Here is a 21,048-nt window from a genome sequence, read left to right on the forward strand (position 1 = left end):
CCTGTTTCGATCCTGCCTGCCATGACCGCTTTTCGTTTGACTGCCCTGCTACTGGCGCTGGGCCTGCTTGCGGCCTGCGACGAGCCGCCCAAGCCGCCTGCCCCGGTGCCGACTCCGCCGAGAATCGAAGCGCCGCCTGCTAGCCCCGGCGAGCCGCTGGCCCGCGCCACCGTGGAGCCGGTGGTTAGTCCAGCGCAGGCCCAGCCGGCGGCGCCGCAGGACAAACCCGAGCCCCGCACCCCGGTTCGCCAGGAGGCCAAGCCGCCGCCTGTCGCGAAGGCGGCGGCGCAACTTCCCAAGCGTTTGCCTCCGGTCAAGCTCGATCTGCGTCTGCCGGCCGAACTGGTCGAGCAGATGGAGCTGGGCGAGCCGCTGGCGGAGTTGCCGAGCGAGCCTCTGCTGCCTCCGCTGTTCGTGGAAAAGCCAGCCAAGCCGGGGCCGTTCCAGCTCAATGGCCGGTTGATCACCAACGATGAGAGCGAGGACTACTGGGATTCGGTGGAAGGCGCCGAACTGCAGTTCGAGTTCCGCAACTAGCGCAGGACTGTGCTGTGGGGGCGAATGCATTCGCTCCCACAGCAGGACGGGTCAGTCGACGAACAGGTCGGTCATCAGCTTGCCGGCCGGGTCATAGCGGTACTGCTCGAAGTCTTCCTGGCCCTGTTCGCGCAGAATCTCCTCATCGATCAGCAGGCGGCCGCTGATGCTGCGTTCGCTGCTGGCGAGGATGGCGCAGGCGGCGTCGGCCATGATCGCCGGCAGGCGTGCAGCCTTCATCACCGCCGGGCCGCCGGCCTCGAACTCGATGGCGGCGGTGGCGATCACCGTCTTCGGCCATAGTGAGTTGACGCTGATGCCGTACTTCCTGAATTCCTCATGCATCCCTAAGGTCAGCATGCTCATGCCGTACTTGGTGGTGGTGTAGGGGCCGTAGCTGGCGAACCACTTGGGGTCGAGGTTGAGCGGTGGCGACAGGCTGAGGATATGGCCGCGGCTTACCTTGAGGTAGGGCAGGGCGGCCTGGCTGCAAACCATCACCGCGCGGCTGTTGATCTGGAACATCAGGTCGTAGCGCTTGGGCTCCAGGTGCTCGACACCCTTGAGGCGGATGGCGCCAGCGTTGTTGATCAGTGCGTCGATGCCGCCGAAGTGCGCGGCAGCCTGGGCCATGGCGGCCTTCACCGCCTCTTCGTCACGCACGTCCAGTTGCAGGGCCAGGGCCTTGCCGCCAGCGGCCTCGACCTCGGCGGCCACCGAGTGGATGGTGCCCGGCAGCTTGGGATGGGCTTCGGCGCTCTTGGCGGCGATGACGATATTGGCGCCCTGGGCGGCGGCCTTGAGGGCGATCTCGCGGCCGATGCCACGGCTGGCGCCGGTGATGAACAGGGTTTTGCCTTGCAGGGACATGGGGCGACTCCTTGTGCATTGCGTGGGGTGCGCCGCGCGCACCACAGGGGCTCCGGTGCGCACGGCGCACCCTAGGGTTTTAGGCTTCTGCGGCTTCGACTTCCACCAGCAGCTGGCGGTTCTTCACCTGGTCGCCCTGGCTGACCTGCACGCGGCGGATGACGCCGTCGATGCCGGCCTTGAGCGGGTGCTCCATCTTCATCGCTTCCAGCACCACCAGTAGCTGGCCCTTGCTGACTTGCTCACCCTCGCTGACCAGCACTTCGACGATCGCGCCATCCATCGGCGCCTTGACCGTGCCGGAGCTGGCGGCGTTCTGGCCGCCGGCCGGTTCGTGGGTGGCGTCGGTGAGCTCCAGGTTGCCGGCATGGCCGTACAGCCACAGCTGCTCGCCGGCCAGGTGATAGGCGCGGCGCTGGCGGATGCCGTCCAGCTCCAGGCTGGCCCAGCGGCCGTCGCTGGCCAGCAGGCGCAGCTCAACGGATTGTTCGCCGACCTGGGCGCGCAGCAGCGGCTGTGCGCCGGACTGCAGCACCTCCAGTTCGACTACATGCTTCTGCTCGCCCTGCTTGAGCACGAAGTGCCAGGGTGCGCCGCCGGCGTTGCGCCAGCCGGCCAGGCCGCCTTGGTGCGCGCGGGCATTGGCCGAGGCCTGGTAGAGCAGGGCAGCGGCAGTGGCCAATTCGGCGGTAGCCGGCGCTTGCGGGCTCAGGCTCGGGTCATTGGCGAAATGCTCGCCGATAAAGGCGGTGGTGGCGTGGCCGGCCGCGAACTCCGGGTGCTTGAGCAGGTTGGCGAGGAAGCGCTGGTTGCCATTGACGCCGAGCAGCACGCAGTCCTCGACCGCTCGGGCCAGCTTGCGCCGGGCCTCGTCGCGGGTGGCACCGTAGGCGATGACCTTGGCCAGCATCGGGTCGTAGAACGGGGTGACGGACTGGCCTTCGACCAGGCCGTGGTCGATGCGAATGCCGTCGAGCAGCGCCGGTTCCCAGCGCAGCACCTGGCCGGTCTGCGGCAGGAAGTTGTGCGCCGAGTCCTCGGCGTACAGGCGCACTTCCATGGCGTGGCCGGTGAGGCGTATCTCGTCCTGCTTCAGTGGCAGCGGCTGGCCTTCGGCGGCGCGGATCTGCCAGGCGACCAGGTCTTGCCCGGTGATCAGTTCGGTGACCGGGTGCTCGACCTGCAGGCGGGTGTTCATTTCCAGGAAGAAGAATTCGCCGCTCTGGTCGAGGAGGAATTCCACGGTGCCGGCGCCGACGTAGTTGACCGAGGCCGCCGCCTTCACCGCCGCTTCGCCCATGGCCTGGCGCAGCTCCGGCGTCATCACCGGGCAGGGCGCTTCCTCGACCACTTTCTGGTGGCGGCGCTGCACCGAGCAGTCGCGCTCGCCCAGATAAACGATGTTGCCGTGCTGGTCGCCGAATACCTGGATTTCCACATGGCGCGGGCGGATCACCGCGCGCTCGAGAATCAGCTCGCCGGAGCCGAAGGCGTTCTGCGCCTCGGAGCGGGCGGTGCGGATCTGTGCCAGCAGCTCGCCGGAATCTGCTACCTGCCGCATGCCACGGCCACCGCCACCGGCGCTGGCCTTGATCATCAGCGGGTAGCCGATGCGCTCGGCCTCGCGGCTCAGGGTGTCGTCGTCCTGGGCTGCGCCCTCGTAGCCGGGAATGCACGGCACGCCGGCTTCGAGCATGGCGATCTTCGACAGGCGCTTGCTGCCCATCAGGTGGATGGCTTCCACGGTCGGGCCGATAAACACGATGCCGGTAGCTTCACAAGCACGGGCAAAGTCGGCGTTCTCGGAGAGGAAGCCGTAGCCCGGGTGGATGGCATCGGCGCCGGTCTTGCGCGCGGCGGCGATGATGTTGTCGATCACCAGGTAGGACTGGTTGACCTGGGCCGGGCCGATGCACACGGCTTCGTCGGCCAGCTGCACATGGCGGGCGCCGGCGTCGGCGGCGGAGTACACCGCCACGGTGCGGTAGCCCAGGGCCTGCGCGGTGCGCATCACCCGGCAGGCGATCTCGCCACGGTTGGCGATGAGGATCTTGTTGAAGGCGGGCATCGTCGTGCTCCTGCTGTTGTTATTGAGCCCAGGAGGGCTTGCGCTTCTGCACGAAGGCCAGGGTGCCTTCCGCGCCTTCGCTGCCCAGCACCGCCTCGGCGAACTGGCCGGCGGCGTGGTCGAGCAGGCTGCCGAGGTTTTCCGTCTCGGTGGCCAGCAGCAGCGCCTTGGTCGCCGCGTTGGCGCCGGGGGCGCACTGGCGTACCTGGGCCAGGCATTCGGCGAGGCGGTCGACCACGGCCTGGTCGTCGGCTTCGCTGAAGTGCACCAGGCCCAGGCGCAGGGCTTCGGCCCCGTCGAAGCGGGCGGCGGTCAGCGCCAGGCGGCGAGCCTGGGTCAGGCCGATGCGCTTGACCACGAACGGCGCGATTTGCGCCGGCAGAATCCCCAGGCTGGTTTCCGGCAGGCCGAACTTGGCGCCCTGGTGGGCGATGGCGATATCGGAGACGCAGGCCAGGCCGAAGCCGCCGCCAAGCACCGCGCCTTCCAGCACGGCGACCAGCACTTGCGGCGCGTACTGGGCTTCCTCCAGCAGGCTGCCGAAGGCGCGGTTCAGCTCGCGGTAGGCGTCGCCGCGCCCTTCACCTTGAGAGCGTGCCCGCGCACCGGCCATATCCTTGATATCGCCGCCGGCGCAGAAGTGGCCACCGGCGCCGCGCAGCACCAGGGCGCGCACGCCCTGGTCATGGCGCACGGCACGCAGCACGGCGCGCAGTTCCTCGACCATCGCCAGGCTCATGGCATTGCGGCTGTCCGGGCGGTTGAGGGTGACGTAGAGCACGCCCTCGACCAGTTCCAGTAGCAGGGTTTCGCAGTTCGGCAATTCGCTCATGCCGGCATCCTCGATATACGTAGGATGGGTGGAGGCGCGTAGCGCCGATACCCATCGGTCTGGTCATGGGTATCGCTGCGCTCAACCCATCCTACGGAATTTGCATTGCTGGGGCACGGAGCGTCCCGTCATGGGTTCCCACGCAGAGCGTGGGAACCATTGGTAGCCCCAGGCTATTTTTTCTTGCCGGGCAGAATGCCCATCAGCTTGCAGATGATGCCGAGCATGATTTCGTCGGCGCCGCCGCCGATGGAGACCAGGCGCACGTCGCGGTAGGCGCGCGAGACCGGGTTGTCCCACATGAAGCCCATGCCGCCCCAGTACTGCAGGCAGGCGTCGGACACTTCACGGCCCAGGCGGCCGGCCTTGAGTTTGGCCATGGAGGCCAGCTTGGTCACGTCGCGGCCCTTCACGTACATCTCGGTGGCCTGATAGACCAGGGCGCGCAGGCACTCGATCTCGGTCTGCAGCTCGGCCAGGCGGAAGTGGATGACCTGATTGTCGATCAGCGGTTGGCCGAAGGTCTGGCGTTCCTTGCAGTACTCGATGGTGCTGTCGACGCAGTATTCCAGGCCCTTGATCATGTTGGCCGCGCCGAACAGGCGCTCTTCCTGGAACTGCAGCATCTGCATCATGAAGCCGGCGCCTTCGTGGCCGATGCGGTTGCGCTGCGGTACGCGCACGTTGTCGAAGAACACCTGGGCGGTTTCCGAGCTGCGCATGCCGAGCTTGTCCAGGTGCGGGCTGACGCTGATGCCCGGGGTATTCATCGGCACCACGATCAGCGACTTGTTGACGTGGGGTTTGTCGTCGCTGGTGTTGGCCAGCAGGCACATGAAGTCGGCGCTGGGCGAGTTGGTGATCCACATCTTGCTACCGTTGATCACGTAGTCGTCGCCGTCCTTGCGCGCGGTGGTCTTCAGGCCCGCCACGTCGGAACCGGCACCCACTTCGGAGACACCGATGCAGCCGACCATGTCGCCGGCAATCGCCGGTTTGAGGAATTCCTCGCGCAGTTCGTCGGAGCCGAAACGGGCCAGGGCCGGGGTGCACATGTCGGTCTGCACGCCGATGGACATCGGGATGCCGCCGCAGCGAATGGTGCCGAACTCTTCGGCCGCGACGATCGAGTAGCTGTAGTCCAGGCCCATGCCGCCGAATTTCTCCGGCTTGGAGATGCCCAGCAGGCCGAGGTCGCCGGCCATTTTGAAGATTTCGTGGATGGGGAATTTGCCGGCCTTTTCCCACTCGTCGACGTGCGGGTTGATTTCCTTGTCGACGAAGTTGCGCACGGTGCGGCGGAGTTCTTCGTGTTCCTGGGTGAAGATCATTTTTGTTGTGCTCCGAAGGGTTACAGGCGGGCAACGCCGAACGAGTTGGATTTGAGGGGGCGGACGCTGGCCTCGGCGCAGATATCCAGCAAAAAGCCGAGCAGCTTGCGCGTGTCACGCGGGTCGATCAGGCCGTCGTCCCACAGGTTGGCGGTGCCGTACAGCGCGGTGGACTGGCTGTCGAGCTTCTGCGCGGTGGCCATTTCCAGCATGTCGAGCATCTTCGGGTCGGCTGGGTTGCCTGCCTTGCGGTGCTTGTCCTCGGTGACGATGCGCAGCACCTTGCCGGCCTGGGCGCCGCCCATCACGGCGGTCTTGCTGTTGGGCCAGGCGAAGATAAAGCGTGGATCAAGACCTCTACCGCACATGGCGTAGTTGCCGGCGCCGTAGGAGCCGCCAACCACGATGGTCAGCTTCGGCACCGTGCAGTTGGCCACGGCCTGGATCAGCTTGGAGCCGTGCTTGATCACGCCGTTCTGTTCCGATTCCGTCCCGACCATAAAGCCGGTGGTGTTGTGGAAGAACAGGATCGGCGTGTTGCTCTGCTCGCACAGCTGGATAAATTGCGCCGCTTTCGCAGCCCCTCTCGGGGTGATCGGCCCATTGTTGCCGATGAAGCCGCAGGGCTGGCCTTCGATGGCCAGGTGACCGCAGACGGTCTGGCTGTCGAACTCGTTCTTGAAGTCGAGGAAGGCCGAGCCGTCGGCGATACGGGCGATAATTTCGCGCACGTCGTAGGGTTTCTTGGCGTCGGCCGGGACGATGCCGAGCAGCTCTTCGGCCGGGTACAGTGGCTCGCTATACGTCTTGGCCGGACGTGTCGGCAGTTGCGCATTCCACGGCAGCAGGCCGGTGATCTCGCGGGCCAGGCGCACGCCGTCGGCATCGTTCTCGGCCAGGTACTCGGCGGTGCCGGCGACCTGGGCGTGCATCTCGGCGCCGCCCAGCTCCTCGTCGGTGGCCACTTCACCGGTGGCGGCCTTCAGCAGGGGCGGGCCGGCGAGGAACAGCTTGGCCTTGCCGCGCACCACCACCACGTAGTCGGACAGGCCTGGCTGATAGGCCCCGCCGGCGGTGCTGGAGCCGTGCACCACCGTGATCTGCGGCAGGCCCATGGCCGACATGCGCGCCTGGTTGGCGAAGCCGCGCGCGCCTTCGACGAAGATGTCGGCGGCGTAGTTGAGGTTGGCGCCGCCGCTCTCGGCCAGGGTGATCACCGGCAGTTTGTTTTCCACGGCGATCTGCTGCAGGCGCAGGGATTTCTTCAGCCCGGTGGGCGAGATGGTGCCGCCCTTGATCGCGCTGTTGTTGGCGATCACCAGGCAGCGCACGCCGGCCACGTAGCCGATGCCGGCGATAAGGCCGCCCCCCGCTTGAGTCCCATCCTTGTCGTCGTGCAGCTTGTAGCCGGCCAGCGAGGCCAGTTCGAGGAACGGCGCGCCGGAATCGAGCAGCAGGTTGATGCGCTCGCGCGGCAGCAGCTGGCCGCGCTTGATGAACTTGGGCTTGGCCTCGGCGGCCTTGTCCAGCACCTTCTGTTCGACGTCGCGGAAGCTGGCGATGGCGGCCAGCATGGCATCGCGGTTCTGTGCGAAGGCTTCGCCGTGGCTATCGATTTCAGACTGAATGACGGGCATCGGGTTACTCCTGATCCTTCAGTACATCGGGCAGATAGGCCCGGTGGAAGCCGTTGTAGGACTCGCTGTTTTTCGCCTTGCCCAGGGTCCAGGCGCGGGTGCCCTGGCTGGCGGCGCCATCGATGCGGATGGTGTTGCCGCTGATGAAGTTGGCGCCAGGGGAGAGCAGGAAGACGATGGCCGCGGCCACCTCCGACTCGGTGCCGATGCGCTGCAGCGGTACGTGGTCCTTGAGGTTGCGGATCATGTTCTTCATCGACTCGGGGTAGGTGTCCATGCCGCTGGAGGCGATCCACCCCGGCGCCACGGCGTTGACCCGCACACCGGCGTGGCCCCACTCGTAGGCGGCGGTCTTGGTGAAGTTTTCCATGCCGGCACGGGCGGCGCCGGAGTGGCCCATGCCGGGCATGCCGCCCCACATGTCGGCGAGCATGTTGACGATGCTGCCACCGGTCTTGCTCATGCTCTGGGTGAAGACTTCGCGGGCGATCAGGAAGCCGCCCACGAGGTTGGTTCTGACCACAGTCTCGAAGCCCTTCTGGTTGATCGACACCAGCGGCGCAGGGAACTGGCCGCCGGCGTTGTTGACCAGGTGATGGATCGGCCCGCGCTCGGCGACGACGGCCTTGACCATGGCCTTGACCGCTTCTTCCTCACGAATATCGCACACGGCAAAGCTGGCGCTGCCACCGTCCTCGGCGATCTCGCCGGCGGTCTTTTCCAGCTTCTCCAGCTTGCGTCCGACCAGCACCACATGAGCGCCGAGGTGGGCCAGCTCGTGGGCCACGCAGCGACCGATGCCGCTGCCGCCGCCGGTGACCAGGATGGTCTGGCCGCTGAACAGGCCGGGTTTGAAGACTGAGTCGTATGCCATTGTTATTGTCCTTGTTACAGGCTGTCAGCCAGTGCGTGCGGCACCGGAATCGGGAATTCCAGCAGCTGCTGGGCGAAGGCCTTGCCCTGCGGATCGATGCGCAGGCTGGCCACGCCGCCGCCGCCCAGGGCGTTCTCCAGCAGGAAGTTGAGGCTGTGGCTGCCCGGCAGGTACCAGCGGCTGACCTTGCCGGTCTGGCCATCGAGTACGTGTTGCATCCATTCGGCCACGGCGCCCTCGGAGAGCGCAGCCGCGATCCAGGCCAGATATTCGGGCTTTCTGGCCATCACGCCGATATTGCTGTGGTTGCCCTTGTCGCCGGAGCGGGCCACGGCCAGCTTGATCAGCGGCACCGTGGTATCGGCCTGGCCGCTGGCAGCCGGCGCGGCGACGTCGGCGGCGATCTGTGCCGGGTCGAAGCCATCCAGCTGGGGCAGGGCGAGCGGGCTGCGCTGGCCATTGAGTTCCACTTCCAGGTTGCAGGCGCTCTTGTCGACCAGGAAACTGAACAGGCGGATCACCGGGTACACGGTGGGGCGCCCGCCGACGATGCCGGTCAGGCCCGGCGCCATGCCGGTTGCGGCCTGGGCGATCTCGCGGGAAAACAGGATCAGCGCTTCCTTCTTCGCGTGGCGCACGCCGATCTTGACCACCACTTCGCGGGTGTCCTGCCGTTGGCCGCGCGAACCATAAGTGGCTTCGGAACCGAGCAGCTCGATGCAGACCTCCTTGTAGGGGCCCCAGCCGCGGGCGGCGAACATCTCTTCGGTCTTGGCGATGATCGCCTGGCTGACCCGTTCGGCCTTGGCCACGGCGTCGATGCCGGCCAGCAGGCAGCTGGCGGTGCAGCGGAAGCCATCTGGATGGGTGGCACTGACCTTGTACTGAGAGGTCGGCGGCAGGCCGCGAGCGCCTTTTAGTTCGACGCGATTGCTGCCGACCTGCTGCAGTTGCACCTGGGTGAAGTCGCAGATCACGTCGGGCAGGTAGTAGGCGCGCGGGTCGCCGATCTCGTAGAGCATCTGCTCGCCGACCGACAGGGTGGAGATCAGGCCGCCGGTGCCTTCGGGCTTGCTGACCACGAAACTGCCGTCGGCGGCGACTTCCACCACCGGGAAGCCGATATGTTCGTAGTCCGGCACCTCGCGCCAGTCGGTGAAGTTGCCGCCGGTGCACTGCGCGCCGCATTCGATGATATGACCGGCCAGCGCTGCTTGCGCGAGCTTGTCGTAATCGTTCCAGGCCCAGTTGAATTCATGCACCAGTGCGGCGCTGACCACCGCGCTGTCGACCACCCGGCCGGTGATGACGATATCGGCACCGGCTTGCAGGGCTGCGACTATGCCCGGTGCGCCGAGGTAGGCGTTGACCGATACGCACATGGGCGGCAGTGCGGCGCCCGTGAACATTTCCACGGTGCCGGCCTTGGCCAGTTCGCCCAGCTTGGGTTGCAGGTTGTCGCCATGCAGCACGGCAATCTTCAGCTCGACTCCGGCCTTGGCGCAGGCGGCGCTCAGGGCCGCGGCGCAGGCGCTGGGGTTGACCCCGCCGGCGTTGCTGATGACGCGGATGTTTTTTGCGGCGATCTCGCCGAGCAGCGGGGCCAGCACTTCGACGAAGTCGGTGGCATAGCCTTCGTCCGGCTTCTTCATCCGCGCCCCGGCCATGATCGACATGGTCACTTCGGCCAGGTAATCGAACACCAGATAGTCCAGCTCAGTGCCGCGCACCAGCTGGGCGGCTGCGGTGGAGGTGTCGCCCCAGAAGGCGGAGGCGCAGCCAATGCGGATGGTCTTGCTCATTTATGGGGGTTCCATCGACGCCAGAAGATGGGGGAGACATTACCAAGCAAGCGCTTGGTTGAAAAGCATTGCGAGCAACTTTTCGGCCAAGCGCTTGCTTGGGTGGCCGGGGAGCCGTAAATTTCGTCCATATCACCCTTATCCCCGGCAGGTCGTCACAACCCTGCCTTCCTGTTTTAGCCGGAGAAACGCGTTTGGACGATCACAAGGCTCGCGCCGTGATGCAGCAATTGGTGGCCAGTGGCCAGGTGACCGACCCGGAAAGCGCCCGTGGCAAGCTGCTGCAGACCGCCGCCCACCTGTTCCGCAGCAAGGGCTACGAGCGCACCACGGTGCGCGATCTGGCCGGTGCGGTGGGCATCCAGTCCGGCAGCATCTTTCACCACTTCAAGAGCAAGGACGAAATCCTCCGTTCGGTGATGGAGGAGACGGTGCGCTACAACACCGCGCTGATGCATGCGGCCCTGGCCGATGCCAGCGATCTGCGCGGGCGGGTGCTGGCGCTGATCCGCTGCGAGCTGCAGTCGATCATGGGCGGCACCGGCGAGGCCATGGCGGTGCTGGTGTATGAGTGGCGTTCGCTGTCCGACGAGGGCCGCGCGCACATTCTCGCCCTGCGCGACACCTACGAGCAGATCTGGCTGGACGTGCTCGGCGAGGCGCGCGCCGCCGGCTACGTCAAGGGCGACCCGTTCATCCTGCGGCGCTTCCTCACCGGCGCGCTGAGCTGGACCACCACCTGGTTCCGCCAGGACGGCAAGATGAGCCTCGACCAGCTGGCCGAAGAAGCCCTGGCGCTGGTGATCAAGGAAGGTTGAGGCAGATGGGCTAAGCTGCAGGGGAGACCCCGCGAGCGTTGCGGGAACAGGGACGTGGTTGGCTGTAGCGTTGTTCCCCATGGTGCCTGCTCCTGTTCGAGGTGTTCGCGTTGTCTGTGCTTGCCCGCCTCCTGCTGCTCACGCTGACCTTGTGTCTGCTGCCGCCCGCCATGGCCGCGCAGTTGGTGCGGGTCGGCGCCTACCATTTCCCACCCTATGTGACCAAGCCGGAGAGCCCGGCGCCCGCTGGCCTGCTGCCCGAGCTGCTGGCGGCGCTGAACGCGGCCCAGGACGACTACCGCTTCGAGCTGCTGCCGACCTCGGTCACCCGGCGTTACCGGGATTTCACCCAGGGGCGCTATGACCTGATCCTGTTCGAGTCGCCGAGCTGGGGCTGGCAGGGCGTCGAGCTGGACAAGCTCGACCTGCAGATCAGCGATGCCGAGGTGTATGTCGCCCGGGCCGAGCCCGGCCGTGGCCAGGATTATTTCGCCAGCCTCAGGGGCAAGCGCATGGCCCTGTACAGCGGCTACCACTACGGTTTTGCCGGCTTCAACGCGGACCAGGAATACCTCCGCCGCACCTTCCGCGCGGTGCTCACCTATTCCCACGACAGCAACCTGCGCATGTTGCTGCATGGCCGCGCCGAACTCAGCGTGGTGCCGCGCTCCTACCTGCACCTGTACCAGCAGAGCAACCCGCTGGAGCGCGAGCGGCTGCTGGTGTCCGCGCGCACCGATCAGGTCTATCACCACCATGCCCTGCTGCGTCGCAACGGCCCGCTCGGGGCGCAGGCGCTGGCCGAGCTGCTGGCTCGCCTGCAGGCCAGTGGTCGGCTGGCACAGTTGCTCGAACGCTACCAACTGCATGCCACCTCGGACGCAGTGCTGGAGCAGGCCGACCCTATGCAGCTGTGACGGGCTGGGCTAGGCTTGGCGAAGGAAAGTTGTCGGTGGGGTCAGTATGGAACTTTGGGGGCGCGGGCGCTGGCAGGCCTGTCTGCTGGCACTGCTCGGCATGGGCGGTGGCACGGCCATGGCCGCGCAAACCGTGCAGATCGCGGCCGTGCATTTTCCTCCCTACGTGATCAAGCCGGAGCAGGGCGTGCAGCAGGGCCTGCTGAGCGAGCTGGCCGCGGCGCTCAACCAGATCCAGGACGACTACCAGTTCGTCCTGCGGGCTACTTCGCTGAACCGGCGCTTCGGCGATTTGCAGCAGGGCCGCATCGACATGGCCATCTTCGAGAACCCGGACTGGGGCTGGCAGGGCATCCCCGGGGCGCGCATCGACCTGGGCCTGGAGGATGCCGAGATCTTCATCGCCCGGGTGCAGCCGGGGCGCGACCAGCGCTACTTTGAAAACCTGATGGACAAGCGCATGGCCTTGTTCAACGGCTACCACTACGGTTTTGCCGGCTTCAACAACGATCCGCTCTGGCTGGAGGAGAACTTCCAGGCCAAGCTGACCTATTCCCATGAAAGCAACCTGAACATGGTGCTGCGCGGGCGCGTCGATTTGGCGCCGATCACCCGTTCCTGGCTGGGTGCCCACCTGCGCGAAAAGCCCGAGTTGCGTGAGCAGCTGCTGGTTTCCGAGTGGGTCGACCAGGTCTACCGGCATTACGCGATCCTGCGGCCGCAGGCGCCGATCAGCGCCGAACGCTTTCGCCAGCTGATGCAGCAGCTGCGCGCCAATGGCCAGCTGACCCGGGTGTTCGCGCCCTACGGCATCGAGGTCAGGCCACGCGTAGCGGGTAGCTCAGCAACAGCAGATGCAGCAGATTGACCGCCCCGTGCAGGGCGATGGCCAGGCTCAGGCGCCCGCTGCAGTGGAACACCAGGCCGTAGCCGAGGCCGGCCAGGGTGGCGACCAGGGCAAATAGCGGGCTGAACGGGATATGCGCGGCGCCGAACAGCGCGGCGGTCAGCAGCAGCCCCGGCCACAGGCCCAGCGTCTTGATCAATTGCGTCTGCAGCCAGGCGCGGAACAGCAGCTCCTCGGCCAGCACGGCCACCCCCAGGTTCACCGCCAGCCATAGCCACAGGCCCTGTGGCCATTTCGGCTGCCAGCTCACCACGCCCAGCAGCAGTGCCAGCAGCGGCACCAGCAGCAAGGTCAGGCCCATGACCAGCCACAGGGTTTTTCCCAGGGGCTGGCGCCGCGACGGCTGGCCCAGCCACCAGGCCAGCAGGGTCAGGCCGAGCAGCAGCTTGTCCCAGGACAGGCGCAGCGCGTAGGGCAGGGCATCCGGACTGATTTGTCGTGGCGGCCACAGCTCGACGGGCAGGAAGCCGGGCAGCAGGTGGGCGGCCAGAACGATGCCGGCGAGCAGACCGCCGGACCACCACAGCCAGTGCGGCAGGTAGGGGCCGGCGAACAGCAGCCAGCCGATCAGCAGAACGGCAAACAGCAGGCCTGGCGGCTGGATAAAGCCCAGGCCCAGACCCAGGCCGAGGGCAATCAGCGGTAGCAGCAGGCGCAGGTGCAGCGGCATTCGACATCCTTGTGGCGGAGTCCGGAGGTCATCCGGGGCAGGACGAGTAGCGGATTTTCGGAGGCAGGTGGACCGTGCTTAGCGGTCTTTGGCGTCCTTGGCATCCTGCTCGGCATTGCGCGCATGGATGCGCTTGAGCTGTTCCTCGCTCAGCGGCAGCTTGCGCGCGCTGTCGTGCAGCAGCATCAGGCTGGCGAGGATCGAGCCGAGGACCAGGATGATGATCAGCCAGGCGTACCAGGGCATGGGATTCTCCTTCGGTTAAGAACTCCACCATAACCCCGTACGCCCGCGCTGTCAGTTGCCCGGCACACTCTGCAGGCCGCTGTCGTCCTTCAGCTCGACCCCGGACAGTTGCAGGCGCAGGGCCTGGCGGGCGAGGAACTCCAGCTTGTGCGCGGCCAGGGCATAGGCCAGGCCCTCGGGGCGCACGTTGGAGATGCAGTTGCGCTGGCTGTCCATCATGCCCGGCCGCGGCTGGTAGGTCAGGTAGATGCCCAGGCTGTCCGGCGAGCTGAGCCCCGGCCGCTCGCCGATCAGCACGATGACCAGGCGCGCGCGCAGGGCCTCGCCGATGCCGTCGCCAATCGCCACGCGGCCCTGCTCGGCCAGCACCACCGGGGTGTTGGCCCAGTCGGTGTCGAAGCGTTCACGCAGCAGTTCCAGCAGGGGCAGGGCATGGCGCTGGATGGCCACCGACGACAGGCCATCGGCGAGGACGATGGCCAGTTCCGGTGCGGCCAGTTCGTGCAGCAGGCGGGCGCGGCACTCCTCGCTGAGGTGGCGGCCGTAATCCGGGCGCAGCAGGTAGGTCTGCCGGTCGCTGGCGTTGCTGTGCACCTGCAGGGTACGGAAGCCGGCGTGACGCAGCTGCTGCTTGAGTTCGGCGAAATCCAGCGGGCGGTGCACGGCATCGCGGGCCTGGGCGTGGGCCAGGCCGAACTTGAGCACTTCGCGGGTCGGCAGGCTCGCACCGACCCGGCCCAGGGCGATGCGCGCCGAGGTGTGTGCGCGCAGTTCGTCCCAGGGGTTGTGTTGCGTCAGGTCCTTATCGTTCATCAGGCGGCTCCCGAAATGAAGGGCAGTTGCTTGAGCAGGTGGTGGCCGCGTCCGATCTCGCGCAGCGCGCCGGAAGGCTCGGTGATCGCCATGCGGGTCAGCCAGGCGTCGAACTCCGGGGCACGCCTGAGGCCCAGCAGCGAACGCAGGTACAGCGCGTCGTGGAACGAGGTGCTCTGGTAGTTGAGCATGATGTCGTCGGCGCCGGGGATGCCCATGATGAAGTTGATGCCGGCCGCGCCGAGCAGGGTCAGCAGGCTGTCCATGTCGTCCTGGTCGGCTTCGGCATGGTTGGTGTAGCACACGTCGCAGCCCATCGGCAGGCCCAGCAGCTTGGCGCAGAAGTGGTCTTCCAGCCCCGCGCGGATGATCTGCTTGCCGTCGTACAGGTACTCCGGGCCGATGAAACCGACCACGGTATTCACCAGCAGCGGCTTGAATTCGCGCGCCACCGCATAGGCGCGGGCCTCGCAGGTCTGCTGGTCGACGCCATGGTGGCCGCCGGCCGACAGCGCGCTGCCCTGGCCGGTCTCGAAGTACATCAGGTTGTCGCCGACTGTGCCGCGCCTGAGGCTCAGCGCCGCCTCGTGGGCCTCCCTGAGGATGGCCAGGGACACGCCGAAGCTGGCATTGGTCTTCTCGCTGCCGGCGATGGACTGGAACACCAGGTCGATCGGCGCGCCGGCCTCGATGGCCTGGATCTGCGTGGTGACGTGGGTGAGCACGCAGCTCTGCATGGGGATGTCGAACTGCTGGCGCACCTCATCCATCATCTGCCACAGGCGCATCAGGGTCGGCAGCGAGTCGCTGGCCGGGTTGATCCCCACCGTGGCGTCGCCCGCGCCATACAGCAGGCCGTCGAGCAGGCTGGCGGCGATGCCGCGCACGTCGTCGGTCGGGTGGTTGGGCTGCAGGCGCACCGAGAGGTGGCCGGGCAGGCCGATGGTGTTGCGAAAGCGGGTGATTACCCGGCACTTCTTGGCCACCAGGATCAGGTCCTGGTTGCGCATCAGCTTGCTCACCGCGGCCACCATCTCCGGGGTCAGGCCCATGGCCACGGCACTCAGGGTGGCACTGTCGCTGCTGTCGAGCAGCAGCCAGTCGCGCAGGTCGCCCACCGTCAGGTGGCTGATCGGGGCGAAGGCGTGCGCGTCGTGGCGGTCGATGATCAGGCGGCTGACCTCATCCTGCTCGTAGGGAATCAGCGCCTCGTTGAGAAAGGCCTTGAGCGGCACGTCGGCCAGGGCCAGCTTGGCCGCCATGCGCTCTTCGTAGGTGGCGGCGGCGAGGCCGGCCAGGTAGTCGCCGGAGCGCGCCGGGCTGGCCTTGGCCAGCAGGGTCTTGAGGTCGGCGAAGCGGTACAGCTGGTTGCCGACGGTGGTCTGGAAGGGCATGGCGGGCTCCAGCCGAGTGCGCGAGTGAAAAAACGAGCCCCGGCATGCCGGGGCTCGCGTTGCAGCATAGAGCTTTTATCAGGCGGCTTCACCGCTGAGCAGCACATCGCTCGGTGCGTCGGCGCGTTGCTGGGCGGTGAGCTGGAAGTAGGCGAAGCCGACCGCCATGAAGCCGAGGAAGATCAGGCCGATGGTGGTGTTGAACCAGGCCATGGCGACCAGGCAGACCAGCGCCAGGGCCAGGGCGATGCCGGGTATCAGTGGGTAGCCCGGGGCCATGAAGCTGCGCTCCAGGTTCGGCTCGGTTTTGCGCAGCTTGAACAGGCTGAGCATGCTCATGATGTACATGACGATGGCGCCGAACACGCTCATGGTGATCATCGCCGCAGTCAGGCTCATGCCCTGCGGGTTGATCAGGCCGTCGCTGTAGATCGCAGCGATGCCGACCACGCCGCCGGCGAGGATGGCCCGGTGCGGGGTGTGGAAACGCGACAGCTTGGCCAGGCCCTTGGGCAGGTAGCCGGCGCGGGCGAGGGCGAAGAACTGCCGCGAGTAGCCGAGGATGATGCCGTGGAAGCTGGCCACCAGGCCGAACAGGCCGATCCACACCAGCATATGCAGCCAGCCCGAATCTTCGCCCACCACGGTCTTCATCGCCTGCGGCAGCGGGTCGTTGATATTGGCTAGGGTGCTCCAGTCGCCGACGCCGCCGGCCATGATCATCACCCCGAGGGCCAGCGCCACCAGGGTCAGGATGCCGCTCAGGTAGGCCTTGGGAATGGTGCGCTTGGGGTCCTTGGCTTCCTCGGCGGCCATCGCCGCGCCCTCGATGGCGAGGAAGAACCAGATGGCGAAGGGAATGGCGGCGAAGATGCCGGAGATCGCCGGCAGGCCGAACTCGTTGCTGCCGGCCCAGCCATTGAGCACGAAGTTGCTGAAGCTGAAGCCCGGCGCGACCACGCCCATGAACACCAGCAGTTCGGCCACGGCCAGCACGGTCACCACCAGCTCGAAGGTGGCGGCGATGCTCACCCCGACGATATTCAGGCCCATGAAGATGAGGTAGGCGCCGACCGCCGCGTGCTTCGGATCGAGCCCGGGAAACTGCACGTTGAGGTAGGCGCCGATGGCCATGGCGATGGCCGGCGGGGCGAAGACGAACTCGATCAGGGTGGCCAGGCCGGCGATCAGCCCGCCTTTCTCGCCGAAAGCGCGGCGGCTGTAGGCGAACGGGCCGCCGGCATGGGGGATGGCGGTGGTCAGCTCGGTGAAACTGAAGATGAAGCAGGTGTACATGGCCGCGACCATCAGCGCGGTGATCAGGAACCCGAGGGTGCCCGCCACGCCCCAGCCGTAGCTCCAGCCGAAATATTCCCCGGAAATCACCAGGCCGACGGCGATCCCCCACAGGTGCAGGGTGCCGAGGCTGGCTTTGAGTTGTGTGGTCATGCGCTGTTCCCCTGTGCATTCAACCTGAGATGGGCGAGGCAGTGCACTGCCTGTGCCAGGTCGGCGCAAGCCGCGCCGGCCGGCGCTTTGCCCGGCTCCAGGGGGACTTGGCTGCTGCAGAGTGGTGCGCGGCGGGGGCGGCGCGATGCGTTTCGCTACACGGCGAAGCGCGGGCGCGCCTGCCGCGGCGGCGTGACGGCTGTCACACGCCGGCAACCTGGTGCTGCTTCAATGCCGGCCATTCGCACTGTTCGGGATTGGTTCCATGGATGTTGTTCCCGCCCTGACCCATTTGCTGCGGCCGATTTCGCCCTTGCCCGCCACGCTCAGCATCAGCGACGTGGCCGACCAGTTGTTGCGCCCCGAGCACCAGGCCTTCCTCTCGCTGCCGGTGGTGGACGAGCACGGCCGGCCGCTGGGCCTGGTCAGCCGCTCGACCCTGCAGGACATCTTCATGCAGCGCTTCGGCCGCGACCTGTGGGGGCGCAAGCCGGTACGCGAGGTGATGAACCCGGCGCCGCTGGTGGTCAGCCAGCACACCAGCCTGGAAGAGGCGGCGCGGCAGATCACCGCGCAACTGCAGTCGCCGATCCGTGACGACTTCATCCTGATCGACGAACACGGCCTGTATCGCGGCCTGGGCACCGTGCTCGACCTGCTCAAGGCCATGGAAAGCCGGGTGACCCAGCGCAACCGGGTGCTGCGCCAGGCGCTGGTCGAGCTCAAGGAATCCCAGGCGCAGCTGGTGCAGTCGGAGAAGATGGCCTCGCTGGGGCAGATGGTCGCCGGCGTGGCCCACGAGCTGAACACCCCGCTGGGCTATGTGACGAACAACCTGCAGCTGCTGCGCGAACTGACCACGCCGCTGCTCGACCTGGCCGAGGCCCAGGCCCGGCTGGGCGATTGCCTGGCCGATCCGGCCTGCAGCGAAGACGATCTGGCGCAGGCCTTCGACAGCGCGGCCCGGGCCCGCGCGCTGGCCGCTCCCGAGCTGCTGGGCGACGACCTGACGCAACTGTTCGACGACACCCGCTACGGCCTGCAGCAGATCGGCGAACTGGTGGTCGGCCTCAAGGATTTCGCCCGCCTGGATCGCGCCATGAGCGAGGAGGTCGACCTCAACGACTGCATCCGCAGCGCCCTGCTGATCGCCCGCAACCACATCAAGGACAAGGCCGAGGTGCAGCAGCAGCTCGGTGAGCTGCCGCGCATCGCCTGCGCGCCCTCGCAGATCAACCAGGTGCTGCTCAACCTGCTGAACAACGCGGCCCAGGCCATGGACGGCTTCGGCCGCATCCAGCTGAAGAGCTGGGCGGACGCGCAGCAGGTGCTGATTTCCGTGCAGGACAACGGCCGCGGCATGCCGCCGGAGGTGCTCAAGCGCATCTTCGATCCGTTCTTCACCACCAAGCCGGTGGGCCAGGGCACCGGCCTGGGCCTGTCGATCAGCTTCAAGATCATCCAGGACCACGGCGGCAGCATCCGCGTGGTGTCTGAACCGGGGCGCGGCACGCGCTTCCTGATCAGCCTGCCGCATGGCCAGGCTGCCGCCCTGCAACGGAGCGCCTGACCCATGAACCCACCGATCCGCATCCTCTTCGTCGACGACGAGGAGCGCATCCTGCGCAGCCTCGCCCTGCAGTTTCGCCGTGACTACGAGGTGCTTACCGAGAGCGACCCGCGCCGCGCCCTGGAGCGCCTGCGCCATGAGCCGGTGCAGGTGATCGTCAGCGACCAGCGCATGCCGCAGATGAGCGGTGCCGAGCTGCTGGCCCAGGCCCGCGAGCTGCAGCCGCAGGCCATGCGCATCCTGCTGACCGGCTATTCCGACCTGGAGGCAGCGATCGAGGCGCTGAACGGCGGCGGCATCTTCCGCTACCTGACCAAGCCCTGGGACCCGCAGGAAATGGCCTTCACCCTGCGCCAGGCGGCGCAGATCGCCCAGAGCCAGCAGCAGCTGCCGGCGCCTGGCGCGCTGCCGGCCGTGCCGCAGACGTTGAATGTGCTGCTGCTGGATGACGACGAGGAAACCTTCGACTGCGTGGGCGCCTTCTGCATGACCGGCGGCCACCGCCTGCTGCGTGCCGCCAGCCTGGGCGAGGCGCTGCGGGTGCTCAACAGCGAGCGGGTCGACCTGCTGGTCAGCGACCTGCGCCTGGCCGGCGAGGACACCGCGCCACTGCTGAAGAGCCTGGCCCAGGCCCATCCGCGCCTGCTCAGCCTGGTGGTGACGCCGTTCTGCGATACCCAGGCGCTGCTCAAGCTGATCAACCAGGCGCAGATCTTCCGCTACCTGCCCAAGCCGGTCCGCCGCGGTCTGTTCGACAAGGGCCTGCGCGCCGCGGCCGAACAGGCGCTGATCTATCGCGCACAGCCGCAGCAGCTGGTTACCCGCCTGGCCGAGGTGCCGCGTGAGCAGCCCGAGCGCGAGCGGGTTGGCAGCCTGCTGGGCATGCTCGGCCGCCTGCGCGAACGGCTCAGCGCCTGAACCGCGGGCTTCTGCTCATCGACAAGGAGTATTCGCATGGACATTCGCATGAACCCGGTCGCCGAGCGCGGCTGGCTGGTCGAGTTCGGCCACTGCGCCGTGCCGTTCAGTTCGCAAGAGGCGGCCAGCCAGTTCGTCGAACGCCTGCGCCAGCGTCTGGCGGCCCCGCATCGCCTGCCCCTGCGGGACGCCGATGGCCGCCTGATACGGCCGCTCGACCAGCCGGCCGTGGCGCTTTCCTAGTCCTAGTCCGGCCGCGCTGCGCTGCATGAAAAAGGCTATGTCCCAATAGCGTGTTGAATAGACGCATGCGATGGGCGCGAGCTCTGCATTGTAGGGTGTGCCGTGCGCACCCGATGGCCTCGGGGCACCCTGCTGAGCTGATTGCCGAGGGGGCTGATGGTTTGGGTTTCGCCCACCCGGGCGAGTCACTTTCTCTTGCTCGCACAAGAGAAAGTAACCAAAGAGAAGTGCGCCCCGGCATCCGGCCCTACGCTTCGCTCCGGGTTCCCTCCCTCCGGTGTCGCTCCGGGGGCCGGCTTAAAGGGCCATCCCTGGCCCTTTAAGCCTCTTGCCGCATCCCTGCGGCTCGTCCCCCTACACAACACCTCCACTCGGCCTCCTGACGGGGACTCGGGCTCCGAGCTGCTTGATGGCTCTTTCTTGCCGCTACGCGGATTTGCTTTCCACTCCTGCAAACCATGGAGCTGCATACAACATGCTATTGGGACATAGTCATGAAAAAGCCCCGCATGGCGGGGCTTCTGCAAAGTGCTATGCCGCAGAACCGGTTCATTCCAGCCACTACAGCCTGCTGATTTCCGCGGTGGCGACTCTGGCGCAGCCTACAAAGAAATCGTGATCGGGTCTCAGAGCGGCTGGATCTTCACCAGCATGCCCAGGCTGCCGTGGTCCAGGTAGGTCAGTTCGCCGTTCTTCAGGCGGCTGCGCTGCTTCATGTGCTCGCTGCCGGTGAGCAGGCCGTCGGCGTCGAACTGGTTGACCCAGATATTGGCGTCGATATCGACCAGGCGTTCCAGCTGGGTGAGGGCGATGGCGCCTTCCACCGGGTAGTGGCCGAACTGTTCGTTGCCGATGCTCAGCGCCGCCTTGCTCGGCACCGCGCCCAGGCTCTGGGTCCAGCCCTTGTGCAGCAGCACCTGGTAGCCGCTGCCGGGGTTGAGCTTGGCGGCGACTTCGGTCAGCGCCACCGGGCGTTCGCTGGCGCTGATCGGTTGGGCGCCCAGGGCCCAGTCGTCCGGCGCCGGCTGGCTGGCGACTACCGGCTGGCCGGCCTGGCGGAACACGATGACCTCGATCTGGTACAGCGCATCGGCGAAGGCCGACGGTGCCAGCAGGCAGAGCAGCAGGGTGAAGTGGCGGAACGCGCGCATG

20 protein-coding genes are annotated in these 21,048 nt (G+C 66.9%); 7 read left to right on the plus strand and 13 right to left on the minus strand.

Annotated elements, in window-relative coordinates; translation table 11 throughout:
- Positions 1 to 21: 21 nt before the first annotated feature.
- Positions 22 to 537 carry a hypothetical protein gene (locus GV001_RS10330; RefSeq protein WP_160079534.1) on the plus strand — a complete coding sequence of 172 codons (516 nt, stop codon included), beginning with the start codon at positions 22 to 24 and terminating at the stop codon, positions 535 to 537.
- A 51-nt stretch (positions 538 to 588) separates the two neighbouring features.
- On the opposite strand, the gene GV001_RS10335 is transcribed toward GV001_RS10330, so the two are convergent.
- From GV001_RS10335 to GV001_RS10365, 7 genes are all read right to left on the minus strand, one after another.
- Positions 589 to 1,407 (minus strand): NAD(P)-dependent oxidoreductase, encoded by an 819-nt coding sequence (locus GV001_RS10335; RefSeq protein ID WP_160079535.1) that lies wholly within the window; start codon positions 1,405 to 1,407, stop codon positions 589 to 591.
- 79 nt (positions 1,408 to 1,486) lie between these two features.
- A complete protein-coding gene (gene atuF / locus GV001_RS10340) occupies positions 1,487 to 3,475 on the minus strand; it encodes a geranyl-CoA carboxylase subunit apha (RefSeq protein ID WP_160079536.1) in 1,989 nt (662 codons plus the stop codon).
- Between the two features lie 19 nt (positions 3,476 to 3,494).
- Positions 3,495 to 4,307: an enoyl-CoA hydratase/isomerase family protein gene (locus GV001_RS10345; RefSeq protein ID WP_160079537.1), complete on the minus strand. Its 813-nt coding sequence runs from the start codon at positions 4,305 to 4,307 to the stop codon at positions 3,495 to 3,497.
- Between the two features lie 173 nt (positions 4,308 to 4,480).
- The gene (gene atuD, locus GV001_RS10350) at positions 4,481 to 5,638 is read right to left on the minus strand and encodes a citronellyl-CoA dehydrogenase (protein WP_160079538.1); all 1,158 of its coding nucleotides are present in this window, start codon (positions 5,636 to 5,638) and stop codon (positions 4,481 to 4,483) included.
- Positions 5,639 to 5,658: 20 nt separating this feature from the next.
- The gene (atuC, locus tag GV001_RS10355) at positions 5,659 to 7,275 is read right to left on the minus strand and encodes a geranyl-CoA carboxylase subunit beta (protein ID WP_160079539.1); all 1,617 of its coding nucleotides are present in this window, start codon (positions 7,273 to 7,275) and stop codon (positions 5,659 to 5,661) included.
- Positions 7,276 to 7,279: 4 nt separating this feature from the next.
- Positions 7,280 to 8,149 carry an SDR family oxidoreductase gene (locus tag GV001_RS10360; RefSeq protein ID WP_160079540.1) on the minus strand — a complete coding sequence of 290 codons (870 nt, stop codon included), beginning with the start codon at positions 8,147 to 8,149 and terminating at the stop codon, positions 7,280 to 7,282.
- A gap of 14 nt (positions 8,150 to 8,163) precedes the next feature.
- Entirely contained in the window at positions 8,164 to 9,951 is a 1,788-nt protein-coding gene (locus tag GV001_RS10365) for an acyclic terpene utilization AtuA family protein (RefSeq protein WP_160079541.1), read from the minus strand.
- 194 nt (positions 9,952 to 10,145) lie between these two features.
- On the opposite strand from GV001_RS10365, the gene GV001_RS10370 reads away from it, so the two are divergent.
- The 3 genes from GV001_RS10370 (at position 10,146) to GV001_RS10380 (ending at position 12,554) form a co-directional block, all read left to right on the plus strand.
- Positions 10,146 to 10,769 (plus strand): TetR/AcrR family transcriptional regulator, encoded by a 624-nt coding sequence (locus GV001_RS10370; RefSeq protein ID WP_160079542.1) that lies wholly within the window; start codon positions 10,146 to 10,148, stop codon positions 10,767 to 10,769.
- Positions 10,770 to 10,939: 170 nt separating this feature from the next.
- Entirely contained in the window at positions 10,940 to 11,686 is a 747-nt protein-coding gene (locus tag GV001_RS10375) for an ABC transporter substrate-binding protein (protein WP_160083284.1), read from the plus strand.
- A 46-nt stretch (positions 11,687 to 11,732) separates the two neighbouring features.
- Positions 11,733 to 12,554, plus strand: a complete 822-nt coding sequence (locus tag GV001_RS10380) for a substrate-binding periplasmic protein (RefSeq protein WP_372238528.1) — start codon at positions 11,733 to 11,735, stop codon at positions 12,552 to 12,554.
- On the opposite strand, the gene GV001_RS10385 is transcribed toward GV001_RS10380, so the two are convergent.
- From GV001_RS10385 to eat, 5 genes are all read right to left on the minus strand, one after another.
- Positions 12,505 to 13,263, minus strand: a complete 759-nt coding sequence (locus GV001_RS10385) for a CPBP family intramembrane glutamic endopeptidase (RefSeq protein ID WP_160079543.1) — start codon at positions 13,261 to 13,263, stop codon at positions 12,505 to 12,507. The genes GV001_RS10380 and GV001_RS10385 overlap by 50 nt on opposite strands.
- Positions 13,264 to 13,341: 78 nt before the next feature.
- The gene (locus GV001_RS10390; protein ID WP_160079544.1) at positions 13,342 to 13,509 is read right to left on the minus strand and encodes a DUF2897 family protein; all 168 of its coding nucleotides are present in this window, start codon (positions 13,507 to 13,509) and stop codon (positions 13,342 to 13,344) included.
- A gap of 51 nt (positions 13,510 to 13,560) precedes the next feature.
- A complete protein-coding gene (eutC, locus tag GV001_RS10395; RefSeq protein WP_160079545.1) occupies positions 13,561 to 14,322 on the minus strand; it encodes an ethanolamine ammonia-lyase subunit EutC in 762 nt (253 codons plus the stop codon).
- Positions 14,322 to 15,716: an ethanolamine ammonia-lyase subunit EutB gene (locus tag GV001_RS10400; RefSeq protein WP_160079546.1), complete on the minus strand. Its 1,395-nt coding sequence runs from the start codon at positions 15,714 to 15,716 to the stop codon at positions 14,322 to 14,324. The genes eutC and GV001_RS10400 overlap by 1 nt, the downstream gene beginning before the upstream one ends.
- A gap of 78 nt (positions 15,717 to 15,794) precedes the next feature.
- Positions 15,795 to 17,165 (minus strand): ethanolamine permease, encoded by a 1,371-nt coding sequence (gene eat, locus GV001_RS10405; protein ID WP_160079547.1) that lies wholly within the window; start codon positions 17,163 to 17,165, stop codon positions 15,795 to 15,797.
- Between the two features lie 265 nt (positions 17,166 to 17,430).
- On the opposite strand from eat, the gene GV001_RS10410 reads away from it, so the two are divergent.
- The 3 genes from GV001_RS10410 to GV001_RS10420 are packed head-to-tail and all read left to right on the plus strand — an operon-like array spanning position 17,431 to position 19,896.
- On the plus strand, positions 17,431 to 18,735 hold the full coding sequence (locus tag GV001_RS10410) for an ATP-binding protein (protein WP_160079548.1): 1,305 nt from the start codon (positions 17,431 to 17,433) through the stop codon (positions 18,733 to 18,735).
- 3 nt (positions 18,736 to 18,738) lie between these two features.
- Positions 18,739 to 19,653, plus strand: coding sequence for a response regulator (locus GV001_RS10415; RefSeq protein ID WP_160079549.1), 915 nt, complete (start codon positions 18,739 to 18,741; stop codon positions 19,651 to 19,653).
- A 36-nt stretch (positions 19,654 to 19,689) separates the two neighbouring features.
- Complete coding sequence (locus GV001_RS10420; RefSeq protein ID WP_160079550.1) at positions 19,690 to 19,896, plus strand: hypothetical protein; 207 nt, start codon at positions 19,690 to 19,692, stop codon at positions 19,894 to 19,896.
- A gap of 626 nt (positions 19,897 to 20,522) precedes the next feature.
- On the opposite strand, the gene GV001_RS10425 is transcribed toward GV001_RS10420, so the two are convergent.
- Positions 20,523 to 21,047, minus strand: coding sequence for a CsiV family protein (locus GV001_RS10425; RefSeq protein ID WP_160079551.1), 525 nt, complete (start codon positions 21,045 to 21,047; stop codon positions 20,523 to 20,525).
- Position 21,048: the final 1 nt, after the last annotated feature.

This window comes from Pseudomonas sp. 8AS (assembly GCF_902506505.1).
Classification (GTDB): domain Bacteria; phylum Pseudomonadota; class Gammaproteobacteria; order Pseudomonadales; family Pseudomonadaceae; genus Aquipseudomonas.

Bases quoted from the DNA above. Each gene is read 5' to 3' on its own strand.
- GV001_RS10365 (WP_160079541.1), bottom strand. From the start codon at position 9,951: ATGAGCAAGACCATCCGCATTGGCTGCGCCTCCGCCTTCTGGGGCGAC.
- GV001_RS10335 (WP_160079535.1), bottom strand. From the start codon at position 1,407: ATGTCCCTGCAAGGCAAAACCCTGTTCATCACCGGCGCCAGCCGTGGC.
- eutC (WP_160079545.1), bottom strand. From the start codon at position 14,322: ATGAACGATAAGGACCTGACGCAACACAACCCCTGGGACGAACTGCGC.
- GV001_RS10385 (WP_160079543.1), bottom strand. From the start codon at position 13,263: ATGCCGCTGCACCTGCGCCTGCTGCTACCGCTGATTGCCCTCGGCCTG.
- atuF (WP_160079536.1), bottom strand. From the start codon at position 3,475: ATGCCCGCCTTCAACAAGATCCTCATCGCCAACCGTGGCGAGATCGCC.
- GV001_RS10345 (WP_160079537.1), bottom strand. From the start codon at position 4,307: ATGAGCGAATTGCCGAACTGCGAAACCCTGCTACTGGAACTGGTCGAG.
- GV001_RS10390 (WP_160079544.1), bottom strand. From the start codon at position 13,509: ATGCCCTGGTACGCCTGGCTGATCATCATCCTGGTCCTCGGCTCGATC.
- GV001_RS10360 (WP_160079540.1), bottom strand. From the start codon at position 8,149: ATGGCATACGACTCAGTCTTCAAACCCGGCCTGTTCAGCGGCCAGACC.
- GV001_RS10415 (WP_160079549.1), top strand. From the start codon at position 18,739: ATGAACCCACCGATCCGCATCCTCTTCGTCGACGACGAGGAGCGCATC.
- GV001_RS10420 (WP_160079550.1), top strand. From the start codon at position 19,690: ATGGACATTCGCATGAACCCGGTCGCCGAGCGCGGCTGGCTGGTCGAG.
- GV001_RS10375 (WP_160083284.1), top strand. From the start codon at position 10,940: ATGGCCGCGCAGTTGGTGCGGGTCGGCGCCTACCATTTCCCACCCTAT.
- atuD (WP_160079538.1), bottom strand. From the start codon at position 5,638: ATGATCTTCACCCAGGAACACGAAGAACTCCGCCGCACCGTGCGCAAC.
- GV001_RS10400 (WP_160079546.1), bottom strand. From the start codon at position 15,716: ATGCCCTTCCAGACCACCGTCGGCAACCAGCTGTACCGCTTCGCCGAC.
- atuC (WP_160079539.1), bottom strand. From the start codon at position 7,275: ATGCCCGTCATTCAGTCTGAAATCGATAGCCACGGCGAAGCCTTCGCA.
- eat (WP_160079547.1), bottom strand. From the start codon at position 17,165: ATGACCACACAACTCAAAGCCAGCCTCGGCACCCTGCACCTGTGGGGG.
- GV001_RS10330 (WP_160079534.1), top strand. From the start codon at position 22: ATGACCGCTTTTCGTTTGACTGCCCTGCTACTGGCGCTGGGCCTGCTT.
- GV001_RS10410 (WP_160079548.1), top strand. From the start codon at position 17,431: ATGGATGTTGTTCCCGCCCTGACCCATTTGCTGCGGCCGATTTCGCCC.
- GV001_RS10380 (WP_372238528.1), top strand. From the start codon at position 11,733: ATGGAACTTTGGGGGCGCGGGCGCTGGCAGGCCTGTCTGCTGGCACTG.
- GV001_RS10425 (WP_160079551.1), bottom strand. From the start codon at position 21,047: ATGCGCGCGTTCCGCCACTTCACCCTGCTGCTCTGCCTGCTGGCACCG.